22 protein-coding genes are annotated in these 24,317 nt (G+C 41.9%); 12 read left to right on the top strand and 10 right to left on the bottom strand.

The genetic code is table 11. The features are described 5' to 3' along the window. A partial coding sequence (locus tag V7K38_RS10545) for a hypothetical protein (RefSeq protein ID WP_334857577.1) occupies positions 1-205 on the top strand: 205 nt, incomplete at its 5' end. A 99-nt stretch (positions 206-304) separates the two neighbouring features. Next, positions 305-1,837, top strand: coding sequence for an AAA-like domain-containing protein (locus V7K38_RS10540; protein ID WP_334857575.1), 1,533 nt, complete (start codon positions 305-307; stop codon positions 1,835-1,837). A gap of 118 nt (positions 1,838-1,955) precedes the next feature. Here V7K38_RS10540 and V7K38_RS10535 read toward each other — a convergent pair whose 3' ends face one another. The 3 genes from V7K38_RS10535 to V7K38_RS10525 all read right to left on the bottom strand — a co-directional run bounded on the left by V7K38_RS10535 (position 1,956) and on the right by V7K38_RS10525 (position 7,185). Further along, positions 1,956-2,870: a DUF1338 domain-containing protein gene (locus V7K38_RS10535; RefSeq protein WP_334857573.1), complete on the bottom strand. Its 915-nt coding sequence runs from the start codon at positions 2,868-2,870 to the stop codon at positions 1,956-1,958. Positions 2,871-3,141: 271 nt separating this feature from the next. After that, positions 3,142-4,515, bottom strand: coding sequence for an acetyl ornithine aminotransferase family protein (locus V7K38_RS10530; RefSeq protein WP_334857572.1), 1,374 nt, complete (start codon positions 4,513-4,515; stop codon positions 3,142-3,144). A gap of 945 nt (positions 4,516-5,460) precedes the next feature. Beyond that, complete coding sequence (locus V7K38_RS10525) at positions 5,461-7,185, bottom strand: ABC transporter ATP-binding protein (RefSeq protein WP_334857570.1); 1,725 nt, start codon at positions 7,183-7,185, stop codon at positions 5,461-5,463. A 168-nt stretch (positions 7,186-7,353) separates the two neighbouring features. Between V7K38_RS10525 and V7K38_RS10520 the strand changes: the two genes are divergently transcribed. From V7K38_RS10520 to V7K38_RS10510, 3 genes are all read left to right on the top strand, one after another. After that, positions 7,354-7,794, top strand: a complete 441-nt coding sequence (locus V7K38_RS10520) for a DUF433 domain-containing protein (protein ID WP_334857568.1) — start codon at positions 7,354-7,356, stop codon at positions 7,792-7,794. A 99-nt stretch (positions 7,795-7,893) separates the two neighbouring features. Further along, positions 7,894-8,133, top strand: coding sequence for a hypothetical protein (locus V7K38_RS10515; RefSeq protein ID WP_334857566.1), 240 nt, complete (start codon positions 7,894-7,896; stop codon positions 8,131-8,133). Beyond that, complete coding sequence (locus V7K38_RS10510; protein ID WP_334857564.1) at positions 8,130-8,375, top strand: type II toxin-antitoxin system RelE family toxin; 246 nt, start codon at positions 8,130-8,132, stop codon at positions 8,373-8,375. Before V7K38_RS10515 ends, V7K38_RS10510 begins: the two co-directional genes overlap by 4 nt. A gap of 197 nt (positions 8,376-8,572) precedes the next feature. Here the strand turns inward: V7K38_RS10510 and V7K38_RS10505 are convergent, their stop codons facing one another. The 3 genes from V7K38_RS10505 to V7K38_RS10495 all read right to left on the bottom strand — a co-directional run bounded on the left by V7K38_RS10505 (position 8,573) and on the right by V7K38_RS10495 (position 13,646). Then, positions 8,573-9,568: a PRC-barrel domain-containing protein gene (locus V7K38_RS10505; RefSeq protein ID WP_334857562.1), complete on the bottom strand. Its 996-nt coding sequence runs from the start codon at positions 9,566-9,568 to the stop codon at positions 8,573-8,575. A gap of 58 nt (positions 9,569-9,626) precedes the next feature. Continuing rightward, on the bottom strand, positions 9,627-13,268 hold the full coding sequence (gene smc, locus V7K38_RS10500) for a chromosome segregation protein SMC (RefSeq protein ID WP_334857560.1): 3,642 nt from the start codon (positions 13,266-13,268) through the stop codon (positions 9,627-9,629). A 243-nt stretch (positions 13,269-13,511) separates the two neighbouring features. Beyond that, positions 13,512-13,646, bottom strand: a complete 135-nt coding sequence (locus tag V7K38_RS10495) for a hypothetical protein (protein ID WP_334857558.1) — start codon at positions 13,644-13,646, stop codon at positions 13,512-13,514. 314 nt (positions 13,647-13,960) lie between these two features. Here V7K38_RS10495 and V7K38_RS10490 point away from each other — a divergent pair, with 314 nt between their 5' ends. The 3 genes from V7K38_RS10490 (at position 13,961) to V7K38_RS10480 (ending at position 15,586) form a co-directional block, all read left to right on the top strand. Beyond that, a complete protein-coding gene (locus V7K38_RS10490) occupies positions 13,961-14,296 on the top strand; it encodes a hypothetical protein (protein ID WP_334857557.1) in 336 nt (111 codons plus the stop codon). Between the two features lie 111 nt (positions 14,297-14,407). Beyond that, on the top strand, positions 14,408-14,710 hold the full coding sequence (locus tag V7K38_RS10485) for a hypothetical protein (RefSeq protein ID WP_334857555.1): 303 nt from the start codon (positions 14,408-14,410) through the stop codon (positions 14,708-14,710). A gap of 129 nt (positions 14,711-14,839) precedes the next feature. Then, the gene (locus V7K38_RS10480) at positions 14,840-15,586 is read left to right on the top strand and encodes a hypothetical protein (RefSeq protein WP_334857553.1); all 747 of its coding nucleotides are present in this window, start codon (positions 14,840-14,842) and stop codon (positions 15,584-15,586) included. 661 nt (positions 15,587-16,247) lie between these two features. Here the strand turns inward: V7K38_RS10480 and V7K38_RS10475 are convergent. After that, complete coding sequence (locus tag V7K38_RS10475) at positions 16,248-17,675, bottom strand: site-specific integrase (protein ID WP_334857552.1); 1,428 nt, start codon at positions 17,673-17,675, stop codon at positions 16,248-16,250. 132 nt (positions 17,676-17,807) lie between these two features. Continuing rightward, entirely contained in the window at positions 17,808-17,954 is a 147-nt protein-coding gene (locus V7K38_RS10470; RefSeq protein ID WP_334857550.1) for a hypothetical protein, read from the bottom strand. A 474-nt stretch (positions 17,955-18,428) separates the two neighbouring features. Between V7K38_RS10470 and V7K38_RS10465 the strand changes: the two genes are divergently transcribed. Then, a complete protein-coding gene (locus V7K38_RS10465; protein ID WP_334857548.1) occupies positions 18,429-19,253 on the top strand; it encodes a carbonic anhydrase in 825 nt (274 codons plus the stop codon). A gap of 401 nt (positions 19,254-19,654) precedes the next feature. Here V7K38_RS10465 and V7K38_RS10460 read toward each other — a convergent pair whose 3' ends face one another. Further along, positions 19,655-20,110, bottom strand: coding sequence for a BON domain-containing protein (locus tag V7K38_RS10460; RefSeq protein WP_334857546.1), 456 nt, complete (start codon positions 20,108-20,110; stop codon positions 19,655-19,657). A 311-nt stretch (positions 20,111-20,421) separates the two neighbouring features. On the opposite strand from V7K38_RS10460, the gene V7K38_RS10455 reads away from it, so the two are divergent. From V7K38_RS10455 to V7K38_RS10445, 3 genes are all read left to right on the top strand, one after another. After that, the gene (locus tag V7K38_RS10455) at positions 20,422-20,559 is read left to right on the top strand and encodes a hypothetical protein (RefSeq protein WP_334857544.1); all 138 of its coding nucleotides are present in this window, start codon (positions 20,422-20,424) and stop codon (positions 20,557-20,559) included. A 20-nt stretch (positions 20,560-20,579) separates the two neighbouring features. Continuing rightward, positions 20,580-21,500, top strand: a complete 921-nt coding sequence (locus V7K38_RS10450) for a ribonuclease D (RefSeq protein WP_334857542.1) — start codon at positions 20,580-20,582, stop codon at positions 21,498-21,500. 365 nt (positions 21,501-21,865) lie between these two features. Beyond that, complete coding sequence (locus V7K38_RS10445) at positions 21,866-22,726, top strand: tetratricopeptide repeat protein (protein ID WP_334857541.1); 861 nt, start codon at positions 21,866-21,868, stop codon at positions 22,724-22,726. Positions 22,727-22,746: 20 nt separating this feature from the next. On the opposite strand, the gene V7K38_RS10440 is transcribed toward V7K38_RS10445, so the two are convergent. Beyond that, positions 22,747-24,315: a sodium:solute symporter family transporter gene (locus V7K38_RS10440; protein WP_334857539.1), complete on the bottom strand. Its 1,569-nt coding sequence runs from the start codon at positions 24,313-24,315 to the stop codon at positions 22,747-22,749. Positions 24,316-24,317: the final 2 nt, after the last annotated feature.

Raw genomic sequence — 24,317 nt, 5'->3', positions numbered from 1 at the left:
CGAGTATTTGAACTGGATGAATCCACCTTTTATCTCCGTTAACGAGTATTTGAACTGGATGAATCCACCTTTTATCTCCGTTAACGAGTATTTGAACTGGATGAATCCACCTTTTATCTCCGTTAACGAGTATTTGATACTCGCGGGCAATTTTTTTGTGCTGTCGGTAATTGCGTGCAACGACGCTGTAGTAGAGTGTGTTTAACTGATACCACTGTGAATAAAATCCTTCTTTACCGTTGCCTCTTGCCTATTGCCTCTTAAGCCAACTAAATTCTCCAAATCAAAGCGAATTCCTATAGTAATGTCAAATTCACAGGCTAAACGTATCTTTATCAGCTATAAGCGTAATGTTCATCCAGATGAGCCAGTAGCATCGCAAGTTTTCCAGGCGCTATCGCAGCAACACAAAGTCTTTATCGACCAAAGGATGTCCATTGGCACACGCTGGGCTGAACGTATTGAAACAGAAATCCGCCAAGCTGATTTTTTCATTACTTTTCTTTCCGCCTTATCAACCCAAAGCGAGATGGTGTTGGCAGAAATCGAGACAGCACACCACTTGGCAAAATCACAGCAAGGATGCCCGATGATTCTCCCAGTGCGTCTGGCATATCAAGAACCGTTCGTCTATCCTTTGAGTGCCTATCTAAATGGGATTAACTGGGCGTTCTGGAAAGATGCAGAAGATACACCCCGTTTGATAGATGAATTGTTGCAAGCTGTCTCTGGCGGTGCATTGGCTATTGGTGAAGAAAAATCTAAGGCAGAATTACTCCAAATAAGTCAGCCATCATCCCTACCCCCTCCCTTTCCTTCAGCACAGCCCGTTTCCCTAGAAATGCCGGAAGGGACAATGGAATCACAATCTGATTTTTACGTAGAACGCTCATCTGATGCACTTGCTTTGCAGACGATTGAGCGGCAGGGTGTGACAATTACCATTAAAGGCCCCCGGCAAATGGGCAAAAGTTCACTGCTAATCCGCACAATTAATACTGCTGTGAATGCAGGTAAGCAAGTTGCTTTGCTGGATTTTCAATTGTTTGATAAAGCCGCCTTAACTAATGCTGAACTCTTCTTTCGCCAGTTCTGTACTTGGTTAACTGATGAACTGGATATGACTGATAAAGTCGATGAATATTGGAATATGCCGTTGGGCAATAGTCAGCGCAGTACCCGCTATGTCGGTCGCTACCTACTAAAGGAGTTTGGCAAGCCTCTTGTTTTGGCGATGGATGAAGTTGAAAGGGTCTTTGATACTGATTTTCGCTCTGATTTCTTTGGAATGCTGCGAAGCTGGCATAACAGCCGCGCCACTGCTGCCATTTGGAAGCAACTGGATTTAGCGCTGGTTACTTCCACCGAACCCTACCAGCTAATAGATAATCTCAACCAATCTCCCTTTAATGTTGGGCAAGTAATTGATTTAGAAGACTTTACAGCCGCACAGGTGGCTGACCTCAACCGCCGTCACCATTCCCCTCTCAACTCCAGCCAAGAACAGCAATTAATCGCTTTACTAGGGGGACATCCTTACTTAATCCGCCTTGCACTCTACTCAGTTGCTAGCCAGCGCCTCTCTGCTACCGAACTATTTGCCAAGGCCACTACTGATAATGGCCCCTTTGGCAATCATCTGCGTAATCATCTCTTTCGGTTGCATAACAAACAGGAGTTGGTTCAAGCAATGTTTCAAATAATTCGCCAGAATATCTGCGAAGATGAGCGAATTTTCTTTCGCCTCCGGGGTGCAGGTTTAGTGCGTCGGGAAGGGCGTATGGTGTTACCGCGTTGTCAACTTTACGCTGAGTATTTCCGGGAGCATTTGCGTTGATACACGGACATTGGGCATGGGGCATGGGGCATGGGGTAATGATTGCAACACATGCTTGAGTAGAGACGGCGATTGGTTGAGTCTCCTGTGCTAACCGAAGTGTGAAGCTGACTCTGGGCTATTTAGATAGACGAGTCATTTCAAACAATTGCTGGGCATTGCTTCCTAAAAAAGCATCGAAAAGTACCTGCTTTCCAGATTCCACTTCTACTAGATAACGCTGGGCAATTTCATAATAAGCGTAAGTCCAAGGGATCTGAATCTCTGCGCCACTGTTATCATCTAATACTGTCACCATTTCTGTTACTGCTTGAGTTGCAGTTTGCCGCAAACCACAAGCAACATTTCCTTCTATCTCTGCTTTCATTGGTACACCCAGATTAGTCAAACCATTAGCGGTAGTATCAATATCTGGATATTCTGGGCTGTTCTGTCTGTTGACGTAGCCTGTAAAGTGGTTAACAGCATATCCATGCAGTAACACCCAAGCCCCATACTGAGTAACCTGATTCACTTCTTCGAGAACAGAACGCTTGGGAAGTTGCCAAGGACGATTAAAGACTTGCTGGAGTTGTTTGGCGATGGTTTCAATGTTTCCGTCTTTTTGTAGAAGAGGAAGAGGTAAGGTTAGTTTGTCTGGGATTGCAGATACTGTTTTAGAGATGAGTTGGGCAATATTAGTAGGCAATTCATCAACAATCAATTCGCTGATAAAGAGTTTGGGTAAGTTAAATTCCTCTTGCTGCGGATGATGATAATGACGAGCATAGAGATGAGTTTGAGAAAAATTATACTCTCCAGCCGCCACATAACCTAAAGCTTCTGCGAGTTGTGCGAGATAGTCAATTCCTAAGTTAACTTCACCCTGCGGACTATCTACTAATAAACGCAAAGACCGAAAGGCGATGTGGTCGTTTGCAACTGTTCCACCCACAGCAGTAATCATTTGCTGGTAGGTACGAGCATAATTTACTCTGGTGATGTAATCTTGCCAAAGTAATTTCCATAAATTAAGGGCTATGTCGGGTTTCATAAAGTGTTAGGAATTGGGCATTGGGCATTGGGCATTGGGAATTGGGTATGGTTTTTCCCCTTGTCGCCTTTATCTTTAGGACTTACGCACTGTACAAATTAGTCATGGTATACTTTCACCGAAATAGCTTGTTTGAGACTTTGACTAATTATATTTTTACCGATGAATTAACCGTGGGGTAGGGGTTTAGCAATGCTAAACCCCTACGATAAATATGGTTTTTCCGCGATATATATTTATTGTTTTCTGTCAATGCGTAAGTCCTAATCTTTTAAAAATTTAAAATCTTGCTGATAATTTGAAGGGCTATTTGAATTTGGTCGCTGTCGATAACTAGAGGGGGACAGAAACGAATTGCTGCTTTACCGCAACCTAGCAATAATAAACCGCGTAAAAATGCTTCTTGGATAATGCGATCGCGTAATTCACGATCTAGATTACCTTGTTCATCCAATAAATCCACCGCAACCATCAAACCTTTACCTCGTGGCAACGATACTCTAGGAAATTTTTGATGCAACTGGGTAAGACTAGCTTGTAATAATTCTCCCATCTGGGTAGCATTAGCCATCAAACCCTTCGGGTTCGCAGTCGCCTGTGGAGGGAAACCCTCCCGCAGCGCTGCCTCACCACTTTCTAGCAGTCGCAGTGTGGCAATACCAGCAGCACAAGCAACGGGATTACCGCCAAATGTAGTAGCATGAGAACCTGGAGGCCAAGTCATTAACTCTGGTCTGGCAAGTATCGCTCCTAATGGTAGACCACTGGCGATACCTTTAGCAGTAGTAATAATATCAGGCATCACACCCCAATGCTCGATCGCAAATAAGCGACCAGTCCGCCCCATCCCCGCTTGCACTTCATCCACTACCATCAGAATACCGTGGCGATCGCAAATCTCCCGAATCCGTTTTAAGAAACCATCCTCTGGTACGATATATCCACCCTCTCCCTGAATCGGCTCAACTACGATCGCAGCTACTTCTTGTGGTGGTAAAATTGTCCCAAATAACTGTTGTTCTAAGTAATCTAAGCTGGCGTGAGTGCCGTAGGGTATATGAGTTACCCCAGGAACTAAAGGGCCAAAATTCTCTCGCTGCACTGCTTTGGAACCGGTGAGAGACATTGCTCCATAAGTGCGTCCGTGAAATGCACCTAAGAAGGCCACAATTAGCGATCGCTTGGTGTAATATCGAGCTAGTTTAATCGCTCCTTCGTTAGATTCTGCCCCGGAATTGGTGAAAAATATTTTTGCCGGAAATGCACTGTTACTGTGTGGTTGAGGAAAAGGGGCGCGAATCGCTAATTGTTCGGCTAATTCCACCATTGGTTCATAATAAAAATCCGTCCCTGACATGTGCAGCAGACGCGCCGACTGTTCTTGAATTGCTTTGAGTACTTCCGGGTGGGCGTGTCCGGTGGCGGTAACGGCTATACCTGCGGTCATATCCAGAAATACATTACCATCTACATCTTCTACCATACAGCCCTGACCGCGAGATACAACTAACGGGTAATCGCGGGTATAAGAAGGGGAAGTGACGGCGCGATCGCGTTGTACAATTGCTTGAGCGCGAGGCCCAGGTAAGGAGGTTATTAAGCGGGGTGTACGAGGTAAATTTAGGTTAATAGGGATACTTAACATTATTTTTTCTATTTTTTAAGATTAAACGCTAAAGCTTAATTGCTTACAGTAGCATTTGATTCCATTCGTGGAGAAATTACGCATTTAACGAAAAAGCTTCATAGTGAAGATTTTGTTATTTTGTAAGACTTTGCCCGTTTTTATAACACAACTTCTGCGATCGCGTCATATTGTATTTTTTGAACGTATCGCGGCAGTCCCTACCAATCGCCCAACACAACAAACGCCATCATCTTCCGCTAAACCACAAAATAGGTAATAGCCTAGACTTATGCAAAAGTTAGTTTTAGAGTCGCATTAGTAGCTTTTGCGACTCCAATAGTTAGTTTTCAAGTCGCATTAGTAGCTTTTGCAACTCCAATAGTTGGTTTTCAAGTCGCATTAGTAGCTTTTGCAACTCCAATAGTTAGTTTTCAAGTTGCATTAGTCGGTTTTGCAACTCCAATAGTTGGTTTTCAAGTCGCATTAGTAGCTTTTACGACTCCAATAGTTAGTTCAGCAGTAGCCAGAAGACCTCAACCTTCCTCTCTGCGTCTCTGCGTGAGCTTATTTAGCAACACCAACCAGATAACTCACAAAAAGCGTGTCACAATCAACATTAGTTATTAATAAATCTGGGCGTATGTTCTGGCGAGACGGACAGCTAATATATAAACCACATCTATCTTGAAACCTGTAGTTCATCCCTAATAAAAAGGATTTGCCCTCATCCCCCAACCCCTTCTCCCAAGTCTGGGAGAAGGGGAGCCAGAATTTCAAAGTCCCTCTCCCAAAATTGGGAGAGGGATTTAGGGTGAGGGCAAAAACTACGGTTCTCAACATAGATGAGGTTTAACGACAAATACAAAATAGAAAAATACTTGGGTGGTGGTGGTTTTGCTGTTACCTACCAAGCGATGCATACCAAACTAAACTTTTCCTTAACCCTCTGTGTCTTTTCTACTCCTAACTAAATTGCTGGGCATAAAACCGCGCGTAGCGATGTTGTAGGGCTAATAATTCTTCATGGGTTCCCGATTCGACAATTTGTCCCTGTTCGAGAACTAAAATCCGATCGCACCGTCTCACGGTTGACAAACGATGGGCAATAATAAACACTGTGCGTTTTTGCATCAATCTTTCCAGCGCTTCCTGTACCAGTGCTTCCGATTCAGAATCTAATGCTGATGTCGCCTCATCAAGAATCAAGATTTGGGGATTGAGCAGAACAGCACGAGCGATCGCAATTCTTTGTCTTTGTCCTCCTGATAAGTTTACGCCACGTTCGCCCACCCAGGTCTGATAACCTTCTGGCAGTTGGCTAATAAACTGATGAGCATTAGCAATTTTCGCCGCCTCTTTCACTGCTTCCATGTCAAAAGCTTTTTGTCCAAAGGCGATATTTTGGGCAATTGTCCCTGAAAACATGATGGTTTCTTGAGGAACAATCCCAATTTGTCGCCGCAGACTATGCAACTTCACATCCCGAATATCAACATCGTCAATAAATATTTGACCAACTTCGGGGTCGTAAAAACGGGGGAGAAGGTTGACAAAGGTGGTTTTACCAGCACCAGAAGCACCCACAACAGCGATCGCTTCACCTGGCAATACCAATAAACTGATATCTTTTAATATGGGTTCACCTGGCTTATAGGCAAAGGAAATATGACGATATTCTACTTTGCCATTGACTGGAGGCAGAGCGATCGCATTTATCTTTTCGATCACCGTCGGCTGAATTGCCATCAATTCAAAAACGCGGTCAACAGATGCTTCACCCTGCTTAAATTCGTTGTAATTATTAGTAGTATGACCAATGGGATCGATTAACAGCGCCGCCGCCGCCAAATAACTGAAAAAACTCGCCACTGTCAAGTTACCTTGGGAAATTTGCCACGCTCCCACAATCAATAACGATAAAGCACTTAAGGCTTCCAGAAACCCCACAATAGGAATCTGAATCGCTTTCAGGCGTTCAGCTGAGTATTTAGCTTTGAGACTGCGTTCTGCTTCATGTCCAAAGCGGGCGATTTCGTAATTTTCGGCAGCAAAAGCCTGTACCAACCGGATACCGTTGAAAACTTCCGCGAGGATGGCTGATAAACCCGACACGCGGTTTTGACTTGTTAAGGAATACTTGCGTAACCGTTCACCAAACCAGCCAACTAAAATACCCATCAGGGGCGCAACTATGATTGTTGCTAGTGTCAGTTGCCAATTCAGGTAAATCATGTAAATCGGAATTGCCAACAACTGCAAAATGCAGGGGATAAAGTCGTGAAATCCCTTATTTACCACTTCGCCAACGCGGTCAACATCTTCCGTGAGGCGGTAAGATAAATCACCTGCTTTTGCGGTTTCAAAATAGCTGAGATTTAGCTTTTGCAGATGGGCGTAGACTTGCTGGCGGAGATAAAAAGCAACTCGCAAAGAAGCTTTTGCCATGTACATATCTTGTATAGACTGAAACAAGCCTCTGACAAGAAAGACTAAGGCACAGCTACCAGTTATTTCAGCGATCGCTACTACATTACCTTGTGCAAAGGGAATTGCCAATTTACCGGCAAGATTTATCAACACTAATGTCGCCAGCACGTATCCCAAGATTCCAATAAGTCCCTTGACGATGGTTCTCCACTGGAGGCGGATATAAGGCAGTAGTTGCCAGTAATTAGAACGGGTTTTCAAGCTCGAAAGTCCACAACGATATTTTATCCTTTGTTTGACGCTAGCAGCTTTTGGGGAGTTTCTGAACAGTTCACTAATTAGTTACAAACTCTTTTAGCCTTCATCGTAGAGTTTGCCGGTGTTCTTTTATGATTGAAGTGGAATTGTTCATTCGAGGGGTCTTGCTTTATGAAACTGGAAGAGTATTTCAACGCGCTTGCACCAGATGACATCCGACTCAAAGGAACCCGCATTGGGATTGAGAGCATTCTTTACGAGTATATCTATCGCTGTAAAACACCAGAAGAAATTGCCGAACAATTTCTTCTGGTGACGTTGGAACAGGTTTACGCCACGATTTTGTATTACTTGCATCATCGTTCAGAGGTTGATGCGTATCTGGCAGATTGGTTGGAATTTTCAAGGGACTATGCGCGAAGAACAACAGCGAAATCCATCTCCTGCCAGGATGAGGTTTTGGCAGATGCAGAAAGAAAACGCTGGAAAACAGTTGCAGGAAAGCTAATGGCAATCCGGTATCTGTTGGATGAACATTTGAGTCCTACATATTATTGCCATTCCATCCTAACTACTAAAACCTACAATCTTACGAGTGTTATTGCTGCCTAATTTTGTCCAGAGCATTGATCCTTATCAAACTGAATCATTCATTCTAAAAAATAGAATTGATGAATTAATCAAACTTAACAATCTTAAAGAGGCTTAATTATGAAAACTGAACACGAACGCGAACAATTAATCAAAGCTATCAACGTACTGCTAAACCAAGCGTACGACAGTACCCTAGATGAAATTTATGCACTACTTCAAAAAATCGAAGATGAAGAGGACGAAAAGGATTTAAAAGCCTATCATGCTGCTAAAAGTGATGTACAAAATAATAGTCTTATCGCATGGGACGACATGAAAAAGGAAATCGCTAATGAAAGAAAAAAGGATGTAGCGTGACTTACGAAATTAAATTTACCAAAGGTGCTAGGAAAATGTTTAAAAAATTATCTCAAGAATTACAAGATTGCATACAACCCAAAATAGATGAGTTGGCTATAGAACCACGTCCCAATGGAGTTAAAAAGTTACAGGGCGAAGAAAACACATATCGAATTATATATGATATTTTGGATGATGTTTTATTGGTAAATGTTATAGATGTCGGGCATCGTAGCAAGGTTTATAAAAATGAAAGTTGACAAATAAAAAAAATATTAGAGCTATCGCCTAGAGTGTCTTCGCTATAAGTACTTAAACAAAATTAATTACACACAATTTAGGCATGAAACCCTTATCCAGAGTAAAAATTAGCCCTCTCCTTATTTATCAGGAAAGAGCTAAACTAATCTTCAAATTTAATTACGTTCGCGGAGCGTGCCGGAGGCTCTATTACGAATTAATATCCGCCTTCTTCTTCGTATTCTGGCTGTCTTTCTTTGACTTTCTTAGGAATATTCACAGGCTTCGGCTCATCTTCCCAAGCATCGCCGTCTACGTCGTCATAATCATCGTATTCATCAACATAAGGCTTGCTGTAAGGCTTGGCTTCATACTTTAGTGGCTGCGGTTGTTGATACCTGTCGCTACCTGTCGCCTCACTCCAGTTATCTTCTTCCTCGTCTTCTTCATATTGAATAGACTCATACTGCCGCGCCTTCATTACCTCACGCCGTGGCCTTTCTTCTTCCACATAGTCTTCTGTCCATTCCTCTTCCCGCGCTACGGGTTCGGGGGCGCGAACTCTCTGCTTGGATGGCTGCAATGGTACTCCCGGAGGCAGTTGATTGCCTGGTGCAACTTGGCGTGGTGCAGTATAGCCGTATTCTTCTTCTGCATCCCTCTCCCACGGCGCTTTGCCGATACCCAAACGCTCTAGTAAACCAGTTGTCAACTGATTTACCCGTTCTTCGGCTCCCTCAAACACAATCAATCTATTGGGGCCAGTGCTGACGATTTCATCCACTGAGAACTCGTAAGTACTCAAAAATTGGTCGGGAATTTGGGGGATTCCTAAAGAAGCGATGACTATAGAGTTAAGCTTCCCGGTTTCGCCGTTGAATTTGAAGCCCCGAACTTTGCCTAGTACTTCACCTGTTTCTGTAATTACTTCCCAGTTGATCAGATTGCTAAGAGATTCAACTTCAATATCTTCTATTGCATCTTCGTTATCAACTAAGATGACATCACCAATCTGGCTGATGTTGTTGAGGTACATATAGCGCGGTATGCCCGAAATAGAGATCAGGCTGTCTCGCAAACCAAGAGCCACAACCTCTCGTTGATCTATATCTACCCAGACTTGACTGATGATGCCTAGCCGCTTGCCGTTGTCGCGGGTAATCACCTGGGTGTTTAATATATCGGAACGTCTAATTATCTGTTCGGAGGTCATTCTATACCGAGTCCTGATCTCGAATCCGGTTTATCCATACACTATTATTAGCAAAAAATCAAGCCGATGTGTTGGATGATTGTAACTTAATCCCCAAAACTTGAGTGTAAGCTCCTCGTGCTTGAGTAACGCCGATTGTGCGTTCGGCTGATTCTATCATCGGACGGCGCAAACTCACAACTATAAATTGCGCTTGTTGTGATTGTTGCTTAATCATTCTAGCTAATCGTTCTACGTTTGCCCCATCTAAGAACATATCCACTTCGTCAAAGGCGTAAAAGGGTGATGGACGATAGCGTTGGAGAGCAAAGATAAAGCTCAAGGCTGTAAGTGATTTTTCTCCCCCAGACATGGAAGCTAGGCGCTGTACGGGTTTACCTTTGGGGTGTGCGACTAAATTTAGTCCACTGCTAAAGGGATCTTCAGGATTTTCGAGTTGCAAATAGCCGTCGCCGTCTGAAAGAATCGCAAAAATCGATTGAAAGTTTTCGTTGACAGCATCGAACGCTTCTTTAAAGGCAAGTTGCCGCAATGTGGTAAAATTTTCAATCCGCAAAAGTAATTCGGTGCGTTCCCCTTCTAGTGTTTCTAATTTTTGCGTCAGTTCTTGGAGACGGTTTTGAGTGCGCTCATATTCTTCCAACGCCAGCATATTAACAGGTTCCATCGCCTGTAAGCGTTTGGTAAGCGATCGCAATTCTTTCTGCAATTCTTCCAAATCTACCTGATCTGGAACCTCTGGTAAAGGATTTGGTAATTCTGCTCCCATATCCCGCAACTGGCTTTGCAGTACAATTAGTTCCTCCCGCCGTTTCTCTTGGGTTTCTTTGAGTTTTTCGATTTCCCATTGCAATTGTTGTTGGCGCAAAAGGTGCGATCGCACTTCCTGTTCTGTAGCGTCGCGTTTTTGTTTTTCTTCTCCCAAATTTTGTTCCATTTGAGTGAACGTCACGCGGGTTTCGCCGATTTGCTCGACTATGGTTGTGATTTGTGTGGAGACGCGATGAATCGCGTCTCTACAAGTGATTTTTTGGGTTTCGTATTCTGCGATGCGTGTCTCTGCTTCTTGGATTTTTTCTTGCGATCGCTGTTGCTGATTTTCCAAATTTTTTAATCTTTGTTCAGCTTCGCGTAATGCTGTCTCGCGTTGTTGCAATTGTTGCTCTTGAATTTTAATTCTCGCCTGGATTTGTTGCCATTCACTGGGGGTTTGGGATGCTTCTAACTCTGCTAAAGCGTGTCGCAATTGTTGCAACTGAGTTTCTTGTCCCGGTAATTCCCGATCTAAAATTTCTAATCTTGATTGAGCAGTGGCTAACTTTTCGCTGTTTTGGGCGAGTTGCGATCGCGTCCCCTCTAATTGCGTTGTTAAATTCTTAATATCTTTCTGCAACTGCTCCAATTGCAACTGCTGTTCGCGCCGCGCCTGTCGCGCTTCGGCGAGTTCTTGCGTCAGTTTTTTGGCTCTAGCTGATAAAGTTGCGATCGCTTCAGTACAACGCTCTAAAACTCGCTCAATATCCACCAAACGACTTCTTAAAGCGATCGCTTCATCAGATTCCGCCGCTTCCGCATTCCCAAACCGCAAGGCTGAACGATTGCTGTTACTACCACCAGTCATTGCACCGCTAGTTTCCAGAAGTTCACCGTCTAAGGTGACGATGCGATATAAGCCTAAATTTTTCCGCGCCGCTTCAAGGCTGGCAAATACTACTGTGTTACCGAAAACATAGCTAAATACATCTTTGTAACGGCGATCGCAATCGACTAAATTCACAGCATAGTTAACGAAACCGCTAGCAAAACGCAGCGTTGCATCTTGAGTGAATTTAGGAGCATGAATTTTATTAAGTGGTAAAAAAGTTGCTCTCCCTGCACGTTTCTGTTTGAGCAATTCAATCCCGGCTGCGGCTACACCATCATCTTCCACCACAATATGTCCCAAACGTCCACCGGCAGCCATTTCTAAAGCTAGTTGATGCCGAGGTTCCACCTTTGCTAACTGCACAACTAAGCCACAAAGTCCAGGCATTCCCGATTGTAAAATAACTTTACTCGCCTGGGTTCCTTGGACTTCTTGCTGTGCTTGCGTTTGCGCCTCGATTTTATCCAACTGGCGTTGTTTTTCGCGTTGTTCAAAAAGTAACCGCTTTTGGGTTTCCTGCTGGATTTGCAATTCTTGTTCTGTGGCTGAGAGATTTTGGGCTAAATTTTGGATGGGTTCGCTAGAGGCGTTAAATTCTGTTTCAATTTGACTACACTCAGTTTGTTTTTGGGCTAACAGGGGTTCGTCGCGTTCAATTAACTGGGTTTGCTCGGAAATTAGTTGCTGTAACTGATTATTGCGTTCAGTGAGTTGTGCTTTTTCTGTGCGTTGCGGTTCTAGAGTTTGCAGCAGAGTTTCAATTTGACGGTTGAATGCCGTTTGTTGCTGCACCCACGCTTCCGAAGCCGAGGCGATTTCGGCGGCGGCTTCGCGGGAGGTTTCTAAGGCTTGGTGCGCTTCGTTTCTTTGTTGTTGTGAAGATGCGATGAATCGCGTCTCTACAATTTGTGTTTTGGCAATTTCTTCTAGGGAATGACGGTGTTTTTGAATCTCTTGCTGAGTTTGAGCGAGACGTTTAGCCGTTTCTTGGGAAGCTGTTTCTAATTCTGTTAGCTGACGCTGGAGTTGTTTTCGTTCTGCTTCTTGGGTGGCGAGGGTAGATTGTACTGCTAAAAGTTCGTCTTCTCCCAAGGCTTTAACATGGGCATTGAGTTGTTCGAGTTCAGCAGTTTTTTGGACGATTTCGGAATTTAGGTTTGTGAGTTGGGTTGAGAGTTCACTAGAATTGCGATCGCCTGTTTGAATTTCGTGAACTAACTTTTCTTGTTGTGCTTGTAGCGATCGCCATGATAAAACAGTTTCCCAGGATTGTTTCGCCAGAAATTCTGTGCGGAGTTTTTGATATCTCTCAGCTTTAGCCCGATCTTGGGAAAGGCGATCGCGTTGTGCAGTTAATTCTGTCTCAATAATCCGACAGCTATCTTCTTTTTCTTTAACCTCATCTAAAGTTGATTTGGCTTGGATGATTTTGCGATCGAACGCCGCCACCCCAGCCAACTCATCAATAATTTCCCGCCGTTCCCGCGTATTCATCGAGATAATGCTGGTGACATCTCCTTGCAGCACCACATTGTAGCCTTCGGGATAAACCCGTAGGTTACTTAATTCCGCATGCAATTGTGTCAACGTGCAAGCTTCACCATTGATATAGTAATTCGACGTGTAACTTCCTTGGTGAGTGACTCGCAGCCTTCTAGTAACACTCCACTCTGCCGATTTTGGCTTTTGGCTTTTGGATTTTGGATTTTCTTCCTCTACTTCCTCTACTTCCTCTGCTTCCTCTACTTCCTCCCTTTGCGCCTTTGTGTCTTTGTGTGAGATTTCATCTGACAAATCAAACGTTACAGTGACGCTAGCTTCAATAGAAGCGCGTCCTTTAGACGTTTGGGTGTTATTTACCAAATCTGGCAAGCGATCGGCTCGCATTCCCTTAGAACTGGAGAGTCCGAGGCAAAATAGTAGTGCATCTAGAATATTAGATTTACCGGAACCATTTGGCCCAGAGATGACAGTACACCCCGGCAGCAAAGGGACTGAGGTAGTACCGCCGAAGGATTTGAAGTTGGTAAGTTCCACGCGCTTGATATGAACCATGCAGCTAATCACGTAATAGCAATACTTCTAGGCTTTAATCCCTTAAAAATGCTCATAGGATGCTCACTTACCCTACTTTCAGCACTTGAACATAAATAAATAGTATAAATCCATACTCAGCAATCATGCTCAACTAATGCTCAAGCTTCTAGGGAAGAATTTAACTTTATCTTATATATGAAAGTTGTTGGACTAATGCTTCAAGAACTCTTACGACTTGTAAGAACGAGTAAGCACTAGAGATTATATCCCTGACTCGTTAACGCATAGTACATCTCGGTTTTGACCTGATACGTGTAATGCACGCATCAGCTTTTCGTCCTCATCAAGTCTAGCTACAGCTTGCGAAGTGTCGGAGATATCAAAGACCTTACTCATTTAAAGATGTTTTTAGGTTTTATTGCCATTGGTATACCTGTTTGCAGAACTGTCATTTTTTATGTCACTTTTTATGTCACTTATTTTGACACTTTATTTTAAGAGGTATAGCCGATATCACCAAGATACTTGCAAAAATAGATTTTCCTAGTCACAGTATACATTCCAGCCTATTCTATTATTTATATCACAAAAATATTGACGTTTTAATAGTTACTGTGATAGAAATAAGAGACAGCAGAAGCAGCAAGGGACTCAGAGATTCATCGATTCCACAGCGCTGTTAATGCTCAGTACACACAAAAAAGGAGACTATGACACCTAGAGGTATGCCAAAGGAAGGTACACGCAAGTCAGGAGGCGGTAGAAAGAAAAAATACAACAGTGAGTTAGTACAGAAGTGGATACCACTTTCACTTGCTAATAAGTTGGATGACATCTATCAACTCTTAATTGACCTAGAGAAAGAAGTTACTGCATGGGAAAAAATCTGTGAAGAGAAAAGTACATCACCACGTTATGAGCAAGCACGAAAACTAGTTTCAACGCTTAGATTACTTCTGAATAGATTGGGGATTGATGCTAGTAGTATTTATGCACAAGACGGCGAAAACAACAAACAGGAGGATGAATCAAAAGTCAGTCAATAGGGGCAGTTCATCAGTTTCAATGACAATAAAATGCGTCACCGAATGAGGTTGCAACTCAGACGATGACGACTTCTACTCACGTACCATCAATACGAAAGGTTCTAAATTATTATGACCGCTAATCTGAATTCCGTCCATCCATCTACTGTCTCAATTCCCGCTCCACTCTTCAATTTAGGACAGTTGGTTACTTGGAACTGTGAAACTTCCACCTCACACGCATGCGACAGTTTTGAAGGAGTCGTAGTTCAACAAAGTTATCGTAATAACTGGAAAGGTGGTAGCTGGGGATACACAATGGCTATCACTGTCGCTAAAAGGCACGGAATAATAGTTGATTTATACGTTGGTGAATTTGCCTTTGATATTCAGGAAAATGACTTGACTAACGATGATAGGGTAGACCCTTACTAGACATTTGTGCAGTGAGGGGTCATAGGCAAATTGTGACCCTTAGTAATAACAGGTTTTAACATCACTTCAATACATCGTCACACTCGACAAAGCCGAATATTCTCGCAAAACAGTACATAGGTATAAATTATGTTGGATAAAGCTAAACGTGCATTAATTCAAATCGCTGGGATTGAAATAGAGGTATTTCAGTTACCCAATGGCACATACGTTATGAGCCAAAGTCAGGCATCTAGAGCTATTGGATTGTCGGAGATTAGGTTTCGACGCTTTTTGAGTGAAAAATCATCAGAAGTATCACCAGAAGAGGATTTGAGCTTCGACAAATTTTCAATATCCGGTACAGGTAGACAGATAAAAGCTATCCCTGCCAACATTGCATCAGATTTTTGGCTATCTCAAGTATCTAAGGGAAACAACAAAGCCGTCGCTTTAGTATCAGCTTGTATGCAAGAAGCGTTACAACGTCGTTGTGACACTGCCTTTGGAACTGCCAAGACAGAACACCAGTACGAGCAACAAACTACCGTAAGCAGAGAACAATGGGAGGCACGACGAAAGTATCTCAGGGAACAGCACACTAACTTTGAATTCGCTTGTAAGACTTACGGTTTTAGTTGTGCATTTACTCACAATAAGCTGACATTAGCAGCAGTTCATAAAACTGCAAAAGAACTGAAGGAGCTAGAGATAATACAGGGTAATAAAGATGTGGGATTGAATTATATCGAAGACTCTGACGAATTACAGCTAGTAGCGAACGTGAAAAAACATTTCTCACGATACCGCAAGGGAGACGTAAATGAACGTATTCATAGAGCGCTAAAGGATTCACATAAAGAAAAAAAGGTGAAAAGGGCATTCACCGACGCTTAATAGAATATCCCCTTGGTGAGTGCGATAGCAAAAGGGATACAAATTTGATTAATACTCATGCCTAGCATATCCCTGCTGGGCTTTTTTAGTAGCTTGGTAAGGGCAAGGCAGCAGAAAGAAATATTCCTACAGGTTAACCAGTCAGAAAAACATTATCTTCTAGAGTGATTTTAAAGCGTGCCTTGTAATTCGCCTTGAACTCAGCCTAATTTTAAAATCTTGCGGTTGTTTAAAGGGAAGTTGTCTTCCCATGCCTTCCTGCTCATCCTAGGTGTCACTGAGTACAGTTAATCCTAGTTTCAATCAAGGGTATGTGTATTGTGCAGACCCTGTTGGTTTTCCCTGTTGGAAGGAAAAAGTTTTTATCCGTTGTGATGAAAACTCACCACGGTATGAAAAGCATTGACGATGACGAGAGGGCTATGTTGAACATAGGGCGTTACGCACCCATTTAATAGGAGCGGGTATACCCTTCTGAAAAAGTGACAAAAAAAGTGACAGATTTTTTGACATAAAAAATGACACGAAAAATGACACTTTAAAATACAAGGGTATACCCGGTATAACAAAAAAGCCTAGCGATAAAATGCTAGGCATAAAGTATTGAAGTATTGGTACAAAAAACTATGGGTAGGATGGGGTCTAATACGTCTTGATTTCGTTACGATTTCAAGTTATCCCTATCCTGTAGTAGTTTTTCAATCATCTCTTGTTGTTGTCTCAACTGTTCCTTAAGTAGGTCTAATTCTGACTGTTGCTGTACTTGTTGATTGCTAGCAACTGACTTCCCGTAACCTGGGACAACCCTGGTATCAGTTTGTCTATAGCATTGCTTGCTTACCCTTTCGCTGTGTTCGCACCAATCATTAACAATGTGTGGGGCAATCCCTACATCATTAATTTGATGGTTAATGAATGTGTGTCGTGTATTGTATGGAGGCAAATATTTAGACAATTTACCTTGTCTTATTAATTCAGTAATAATACCTTTCTGTGATTTTTCTCTACCCAACCATGTGGTTTGAAAAACATGGGATGAGATTTTTTTACCTGATTTACTTTTAAAAACTGTATCATTCGGTTCACCTTGTGGAATTGATTTTAAAAGATTCCACAAGCCACCATCTTTAGGCATTGGGAATATCCTAGCGCTCTCATTCTTTGTCGGCTTGTGAATACCTAATCGATAATCATAGCTTCTATCAAATACAATACATTCGTTTTCCCACTTCACATCTACCCACCACAAGCCGGCTGCTTCTCCTGGTCTACATCCAGTTAAAAACTTGAATTTTAAATAAGAATACCAACAACTAATTCTAGGAGAATTAGCTACATATTGTAAGATTAATTCAACCTCATCCCAGGTATATGCTTTTGTTCTATCCAACGCATCTGAATCATTATTAACGTCATCTAGTTGATTAATTACCTTGGGCTTTCGCTTAACTTGTATATCTTCTGACATGCCTTCGTATGGGTCAAATGAAACTAGCTTTTGCTTCATTGCTAGTCGATAAGCTTTGGATAATTGCGATAAAACCTCTTTTACCGTTTTAGAATTCCTATTTTTAAGCAGCCAATTGTGGATGTCTATCGAGTTGTTTTCCCCTACTGAATCCACGGCTTGCTTAATTGCCCTATAATAAATGCCCCTAAATTCTTGGTGATATGTTGTTATCGCCAAATCATGTTTCCTATACTCACAGTACATATCCCAGATTTCAAGGATAGATAACTCAGGTTTGGGTGGTAACTGACCGCCTGACGTTGCAGCACTCTCTACCAACTTTAGGTTTGGTCTGAGTTTTTGGTCAACAAGAATTTCGCGGTACTTGTTTTCGTTGAATGTCCCGTCTGGATTTGTGAGCTTCCAGTCTTCCATCTCGATTTGTAATCTCTGTCGTAATTTCTCTGCTTTAGCTTCCCATCCAGCTATGTCAGAGATGCCTGTTGCTCTCTTCACTTGATTTTTTTCTCCAGGGAAGGGTTCTCTGGGAAAGCAAGCTTTGATTACTTTTGAATCGAGACGGATTGCAATCTGTCCCTTTTTAGCCTTACCAGTCGGTGTTTTACTGCTGTTTACCATAATGCTCAGTTGATGCTCAAGAGAGGGTAGTCAGTTTTTAAATAACTAATCTATAGGCATTCTAGCAATTTACGCGCTTGATATGAACCATAGGCGCTGGTTAACTGGGCTAATGAAGAACAAGTGTATCAACTAATTAAAAATTCGCAAGAGGGTAAGGGGAAGTAATTGGGGATTATTGTAGACGCGTTGGGGTGAGCCTAGCAGCGTCACCCAAAAGGCTGAACGCAAGCGATCGCTCTGTGTACAGCGAAAATTCGGATGTTGCAAACTGACCATCCAAATTTTCCCAGAGCAGATAATATCATGTCCGCCTAATTATTTGTAATTCCAAAATCTCTGTGTTTGGGTGTCTTCGCGTCAGTCATAATTACAAGTGTTCAATTGGAAACGATCTAAGGAAAGTTTAAGTGCAAAGATGAGCTAGTTGGTATAGTTTAAATCATTTATTCTGTATATGTCGTTCTCCGTTGATCGAGGCAACAAAGCGATCGCATTTTTATCTCAGGATATAACTAAGTTTGAAACAGGCTCAAGGCATTCTCACACAGGAACGTGACTTGCGAAGGAACAGAGAGGAGGAAGGGAAAAAAGTAACTCTACCATTTGGTAGAGGATATTAAAAGCACCAAATGAATTTATAATATAGTAATCTTTACAATTCTCAAAACGTAGAAAGAAAGCCCTCTTTACTACTTCAATCTGCTCTGTGTAATTTGGCTCATAACCCGCAAATATTTGTAGAACTTAGTAATGAAGAGATTAATTAAAGGTCTGCGCGAATTTAAATCTAGCTATTTTTCGACACATCGACAATTGTTTGAGCAACTTTCACATGGTCAAAAGCCCAGGGTATTGTTTATTACCTGTTCTGATTCGCGTCTCGATCCAAATCTAATTACACAAGCCCAAGTCGGTGAATTATTTGTCATTCGCAATGCAGGTAACATCATTCCACCGTATGGGGCAAGTAATGGCGGTGAAGGTGCGACAATTGAATATGCTGTTCAAGCTTTAGATATTCGCCAAATTATTATTTGTGGTCACTCTCATTGCGGTGCAATGAAAGGATTAATGAAGTTACACAGTCTCAGCGATGAAATGCCACTTGTACATGATTGGCTTAAATATGCAGAGGCAACTCGAAGGTTAGTTATAGACCACTACAGTGACTATGACGGAGAAGAACTGCTAGAGATTATGATAGCCGAAAATGTTCTTACTCAAATTGAGAATTTGCGGACTTATCCAGTGATTCACTCTAAGCTTTATCAGGGAGAACTCAGCATTTATGCTTGGATTTATCACATTGAAACAGGAGAAGTTTTCGCATACGATCCCCAGAAGCACGCTTATGTTTTACCTCAAACTGAGCTTCCAGAATCAGAAATAGATGAGTCGTTCAGAAATCAGTATGCAAATACTAATGTAGCAGTGCATTCCCCTGAAAACCAGCAAAATGATGTTGAACCTTATGAAAAAGTGTCTGTTTCTGCATTTGAGTGGTTTCCAATGAAACGCCTTTCTCCAGAGCAGATGGAGCGAATTTATCGAGGTTCAAATAATAATGGAAGTTGAAAGATGAGATTATAGAATTATAACTCCATATATCACCATAACTGAAAACGATTTGGCAGGATTAGACTTAGACTGCTTAGGAGATAAGCTGGCGGTAAGCACTGCATGAAAAAACTTTAGACTAATCAAATTTCGCTCTAATTACATCTTGGAGATTTTCAGCTATTTCTCAAAATAAGTCATAGCTAAACTAAAGTTTACTCAAGCGAACGGAAAAATGGTTTCAGTCTTTTTTATAAGACTTTAACTATTAACTATAGGTTTAGAAAGTCATTCAAGCGGTATCAACTCCCTACTGCTTACATTTTATTTAAGCAAGTAAAAAACAGAGACTTACACAGATGTAAGTCTCTATTTGGCTTTTATGCCGATACTAACTGAAAGCTTCAGTTATTCTTTTATTACTTTTTCGCAGTTCCAACTTTTGCTTCCACCTTCACCGTCTTCACACCTTGAACTTCTTTAGCCAAAGTTTCAGCTTTCTTGAGTTCTTCAGCAGAACTTGCTGTGCCTTTGAGGATAATTTCACCCTCTTTGTTTTCAACTTGTAATTTATTGCCTGGTAAACCTTTGTTCAACTTTGCGCTAACTTCAGTTTTTAAATCGCTTTTAACTTTTGTTGCGGCCGTTTTTTCCGAACCAGTTTTAACTTTAGTATCTGTGGTAGCTGCTAAAGGAGTCGCTTCTATTGCTGGAACTTTAGCAGTTTCATTTGTCACAGAAGCTGGTTTTGCTGGTACTTGAGCAGCTTCATTAGTAGTACTAGGAGTTTCCGAACCAGTTTTAGGAGCCTCTTGGCAGCCAAAAGTACCAACTACCAAAACGCCAGTAACTAGTAATGTAATTAGCTTTTTCATTATCTATCTCCGAATTGAATACTTGAAGCGATTAATTGAAGTGTGTGTCATGGTGAGGAGCAGATGTTAAAAAGCAATTAAATCTAAAGCAGTGAAATTACCCAAGCAAGCACTCAGGTTAATGAAAATTGAAACTTGGACAATTTATTGGAGCTAAGATTTTGCGCTCTGTTTTGAGAAATGCCAATTGAATTTTCCTGACGGTTGTTAGCCAATATGGTTCCGTATGCGGTCTATAGGTTTCTATGAATTTAATGTAGATGCGCTCTTTGAATGATAAACTATGCCGCCTTACAGTAAGTAGTGACTAGATGTTATCAGATTTGAGTCAGTTTGGCGATGTCTACGCCTATGCAACTCAAAAATTCAGCATTTTTGCAATGCTGTACCAACAAAATTACCAACAAAATGTTACTTTAGAAAACTATGACCTACTTACAATGCCCTAAATATCAGGAAAGATTAGCCAATGCCGTACCTTACTTCCGCCCGCGAAATTAGTGCCATTGTTGCTAAATATACCAAAGCTAAAACGCTGTGGATAGATACAGAAGTAGCCGACTATAAAAGTCGTAATCCTAGACTATCACTGATTCAGGTGTTAGATAATCCTCAAGATATGAGTGGCGATCGCGTCTACCTTTTAGATGTGTTAGACAAGCCTAATATTATAGCAGAATTTATTGAAAAAATTATGATAAATTCTGCCATTGAAAAAGTTTTTCACAACGCTAGTTACGATCTAAAACTTCTCGGTAATAAGAAAGCTAAAAATATTACTTGCACTTTGGAAATGGCAAAAAAAATTCCCTACTATCTTTTGCCATTACCTAATTACCAACTCAAAACCATAGCTACGGCACTTTGTAGCTTTAACAATATCGACAAACAAGAACAAACAAGCGATTGGGCAAAACGCCCCCTAACTGAAGAACAGATAGAGTATGCTTACCTAGACTGTATTTATCTTGCTCAAATTCACTTAAATTTGTTAGGTTTACAAGCCCCAGCCAGCCCCGAACCCGCTACAGAAGATTTAATCTCACTAAGTACTAGATATTCACAAATTGAGCAACAATACAAGTTGTTGAATTCAGAATTTGAGCATTTGCAAGAACGCATGAAAAAAGCCATGCAAGCTCAGAATATATCTGAAACTTCTTATCATAAGCTGACTAGTTACGATCGCACTACAGTCAAAGCTACTTTTTCAGAATTGGCAAGGCTAGCCCAAAGCCAAGATATTGATTTAGATTTTTCTGTCACACTAACTCAGAAACTCCAAAAAGATTTAGGGACAAATCTGGAACAACTGTCTGTAGATATTGAAAAAACTACCTCTTGGCGACTAACTTCTAAAACTCAAGAGAGTGAAACAGAAGATGAGTAAATTGTCTATAAGGCTACAAATTTCAGAATTTATGGAGTAATTATTTCAAACAAATCTTAATATTTCAAATATATTTTTTCAGAAAGTATCATAAAAAACATGAGTAACAGTATTTTCTGTTCAGAAATATATTGTCAAGAAGTAGAGAGATGACAATAACAAAAAATAGGATTGACAATTTTTATACTTTATAATTTAGCTTTTTTATTTAATATAACTATGAAAGAAATATATTGAATATCAGGTAAATTTGTTAATTGACTTTAAACGTCTATCAAAAGTTAGAATGACAATTGAGTTAAAGAATTAAAATCTAGATTTTGGTACTAAGTGTGTTCCGGTGTTATGGCAGTTTATATTAAATTATGAGACGGCGTTTATTTAGGCAAAAGCGAACAAGGGTAAATCAAATATTTACCATAGCTATTTTTACTACATTGACAGCAATTAGCAGTGTTTCTTGTAGCAAGAATGACAATGTTTTGGTGACAGAAATAGGAGTTACTACACCTAGCCGTAGTTCAGCTACAGCTTCCAGAGGTGGAGAATTTTATCTTCAGGGAAAGAATCAGCATTTAAACGGCGATTTACAAGCTGCGATCGCTTCCTATAGTAAAGCAATTAGTCAAAACTCTCAATATGGCGCTGCCTACAACGGCCGGGGATTAGCCTACTTTGATTTGGGAGACAAGGAAAAAGCGATCGCAGATTACAATCAAGCCCTCCGCATCAATCCTAACGACGCTGAAGCTTACAATAACCTGGGAAATGCCCGCGCTTCACTAGAAGGTAACAGAGAAGCAGTGAAAGATTATAGTGAAGCGATTCGCCTTAATCCCAACTATGCCGAAGCCTACAACAACCGAGGAAATGCCCGCGCCGCCAATGGAGACAAAAAAGGGGCAATAGACGATCTCGATCAAGCAATTCTCCTCAACCCCAAATATGCGATCGCTTATAATAACCGAGGAAATGCTCGTGCTGCCAATGGAGATCCAAAGGGTGCAATCGCAGATTACAATCAAGCCATTCGCCTCAACCCTAACTTTGCCCCTGCCTACAATAATCGAGGAAACGCCCGCGCCACCAATGGAGACAAACAGGGAGCGCTTAAGGATTTACAACAAGCAGCAAGCATCTTTCAAAGTCAAGGTAGCAACGACTTATATCAACAAGTGATGAAAAACATCAAAGAGCTTGGACAGAGTAGGCAAGCAGGGCAGTAAGGCAATGACAAATGACAAAATCACATCCCAGAACCAATGTGGATGCGATCTTCAACTTCCGCAAATTTTTCCTGTGCTTGCTGTTCAGTAGTCAATAATGAAACGACAATCGCCACAATAAACGCTAGGGGAATAGTAACTAATCCCGGATTTTTCAGTGGGAAAGGTGCAGAAGCGTGCTTGAGAATTGTCACCTGAATAGTCGGTGATAAATAAATCAGCAGTAACGAGGAGAAAGTACCGACTAACATACTCGCAACCGCCCCGCTAGTAGTGAAGCGTCGCCAAAGCATTGATAGCAGCAACGCTGGGAAGTTAGCACTAGCTGCGATCGCAAATGCTAAACCTACCATATAAGCGACGTTTTGTCCTTTAAACAAAATACCCAGAAATATCGCCACTAACCCCAAAGCCATTGTCGCACCGCGAGCTACCTTTAGTTGTTCTGACTCGTCAGCATGACCAGATCGCACCACGTTCACCCACAAATCATGAGAAAGTGCAGCCGCCCCTGAGAGGGTTAACCCTGCTACAACTGCCAAAATTGTCGCAAAGGAAACAGCAGAAATAAAGCCTAAGAAAGCATCACCACCGAGAAATTCTGCCAACATCGGTGCAGCCATGTTACCACCAGTCCCAATTTGCTTGATGGCATCTTGCCCTACTAGCGCCATCGCTCCAAAGCCCAGGATGAAGGTAAGGAGATAAAAAACGCCAATAATAGCTGTGGCGTAAGTAACAGAGACGCGTGCTGCTTTAGCGTCCGGTACTGTGTAGAAACGCATCAAGATGTGGGGTAATCCGGCAGTGCCGAACATCAACGACATCCCCAAGGAGATGGCATCAAAGGGATCGGAAACCTGTTTGCCTGGAGCTAATACACCCGGATACTTGTCTGCTGCGGCGGCGAAAAGAGCGAGTGGGTTAAAACCAAATCTTGCCAGTACTAGGATAGCTAGCAAGATAGTTCCGCCGAGCAACAGAACTGCTTTAATAATTTGTACCCAAGTGGTGGCAATCATCCCACCAAAAATTACATAGGCCATCATCACACAACCGACGATGACCACGGCTAATTCATAATCAAAGCCAAACAGTAGTTTAATTAGCTCCCCAGCCCCTACCATCTGGGCAATTAAGTAAAAGCTAATCACTGCCAGCGTTCCAATGGCAGATGCGATGCGGACTGGTTTTTGTTGTAAACGATAAGCCACTACATCGGCAAAGGTGTATTTGCCTAAGTTACGTAATGGTTCCGCAATCAAAAACATCACAATCGGCCAGCCCACCAGGAAGCCAATAGAATAAATTAAGCCGTCAAAGCCGTTGAGTGCCACCAGCCCAGTGATACCTAAAAAGCTAGCTGCACTCATAAAGTCTCCTGCTAGGGCTAGCCCATTTTGGAAACCACTGATATTACCGCCAGCTGTATAGAAGTGGGCAGTATTTTTGGTAAGCTTTGCCGCCCAAAAGGTAATACCTAGAGAACTGACAACAAACAGAAGAAAGAAAGCGATCGCTAACGGGTTAAAATGACCAAGACTCGTAATATCCGCCGCTAGTGGCAGATCCAACCACACACTATTCATGC

This window comes from Nostoc sp., from assembly GCF_036917465.1.
Classification (GTDB): Bacteria; Cyanobacteriota; Cyanobacteriia; order Cyanobacteriales; family Nostocaceae; genus Nostoc.
Note: the sequence above shows the minus strand (reverse complement) of the source record. Positions and strands in the feature narration are given on the sequence as shown.

Coding starts and splice junctions, on each gene's coding strand:
- V7K38_RS10540 (WP_334857575.1), top strand. CDS start 305: ATGTCAAATTCACAGGCTAAACGTATCTTTATCAGCTATAAGCGTAAT.
- V7K38_RS10535 (WP_334857573.1), bottom strand. CDS start 2,870: ATGAAACCCGACATAGCCCTTAATTTATGGAAATTACTTTGGCAAGAT.
- V7K38_RS10530 (WP_334857572.1), bottom strand. CDS start 4,515: ATGTTAAGTATCCCTATTAACCTAAATTTACCTCGTACACCCCGCTTA.
- V7K38_RS10520 (WP_334857568.1), top strand. CDS start 7,354: ATGAAACTGGAAGAGTATTTCAACGCGCTTGCACCAGATGACATCCGA.
- V7K38_RS10515 (WP_334857566.1), top strand. CDS start 7,894: ATGAAAACTGAACACGAACGCGAACAATTAATCAAAGCTATCAACGTA.
- V7K38_RS10505 (WP_334857562.1), bottom strand. CDS start 9,568: ATGACCTCCGAACAGATAATTAGACGTTCCGATATATTAAACACCCAG.
- smc (WP_334857560.1), bottom strand. CDS start 13,268: ATGGTTCATATCAAGCGCGTGGAACTTACCAACTTCAAATCCTTCGGC.
- V7K38_RS10495 (WP_334857558.1), bottom strand. CDS start 13,646: ATGAGTAAGGTCTTTGATATCTCCGACACTTCGCAAGCTGTAGCTAGA.
- V7K38_RS10490 (WP_334857557.1), top strand. CDS start 13,961: ATGACACCTAGAGGTATGCCAAAGGAAGGTACACGCAAGTCAGGAGGC.
- V7K38_RS10485 (WP_334857555.1), top strand. CDS start 14,408: ATGACCGCTAATCTGAATTCCGTCCATCCATCTACTGTCTCAATTCCC.
- V7K38_RS10480 (WP_334857553.1), top strand. CDS start 14,840: ATGTTGGATAAAGCTAAACGTGCATTAATTCAAATCGCTGGGATTGAA.
- V7K38_RS10475 (WP_334857552.1), bottom strand. CDS start 17,675: ATGGTAAACAGCAGTAAAACACCGACTGGTAAGGCTAAAAAGGGACAG.
- V7K38_RS10470 (WP_334857550.1), bottom strand. CDS start 17,954: ATGGTCAGTTTGCAACATCCGAATTTTCGCTGTACACAGAGCGATCGC.
- V7K38_RS10465 (WP_334857548.1), top strand. CDS start 18,429: ATGAAGAGATTAATTAAAGGTCTGCGCGAATTTAAATCTAGCTATTTT.
- V7K38_RS10460 (WP_334857546.1), bottom strand. CDS start 20,110: ATGAAAAAGCTAATTACATTACTAGTTACTGGCGTTTTGGTAGTTGGT.
- V7K38_RS10455 (WP_334857544.1), top strand. CDS start 20,422: ATGTTATCAGATTTGAGTCAGTTTGGCGATGTCTACGCCTATGCAACT.
- V7K38_RS10450 (WP_334857542.1), top strand. CDS start 20,580: ATGCCGTACCTTACTTCCGCCCGCGAAATTAGTGCCATTGTTGCTAAA.
- V7K38_RS10445 (WP_334857541.1), top strand. CDS start 21,866: ATGAGACGGCGTTTATTTAGGCAAAAGCGAACAAGGGTAAATCAAATA.
- V7K38_RS10440 (WP_334857539.1), bottom strand. CDS start 24,315: ATGAATAGTGTGTGGTTGGATCTGCCACTAGCGGCGGATATTACGAGT.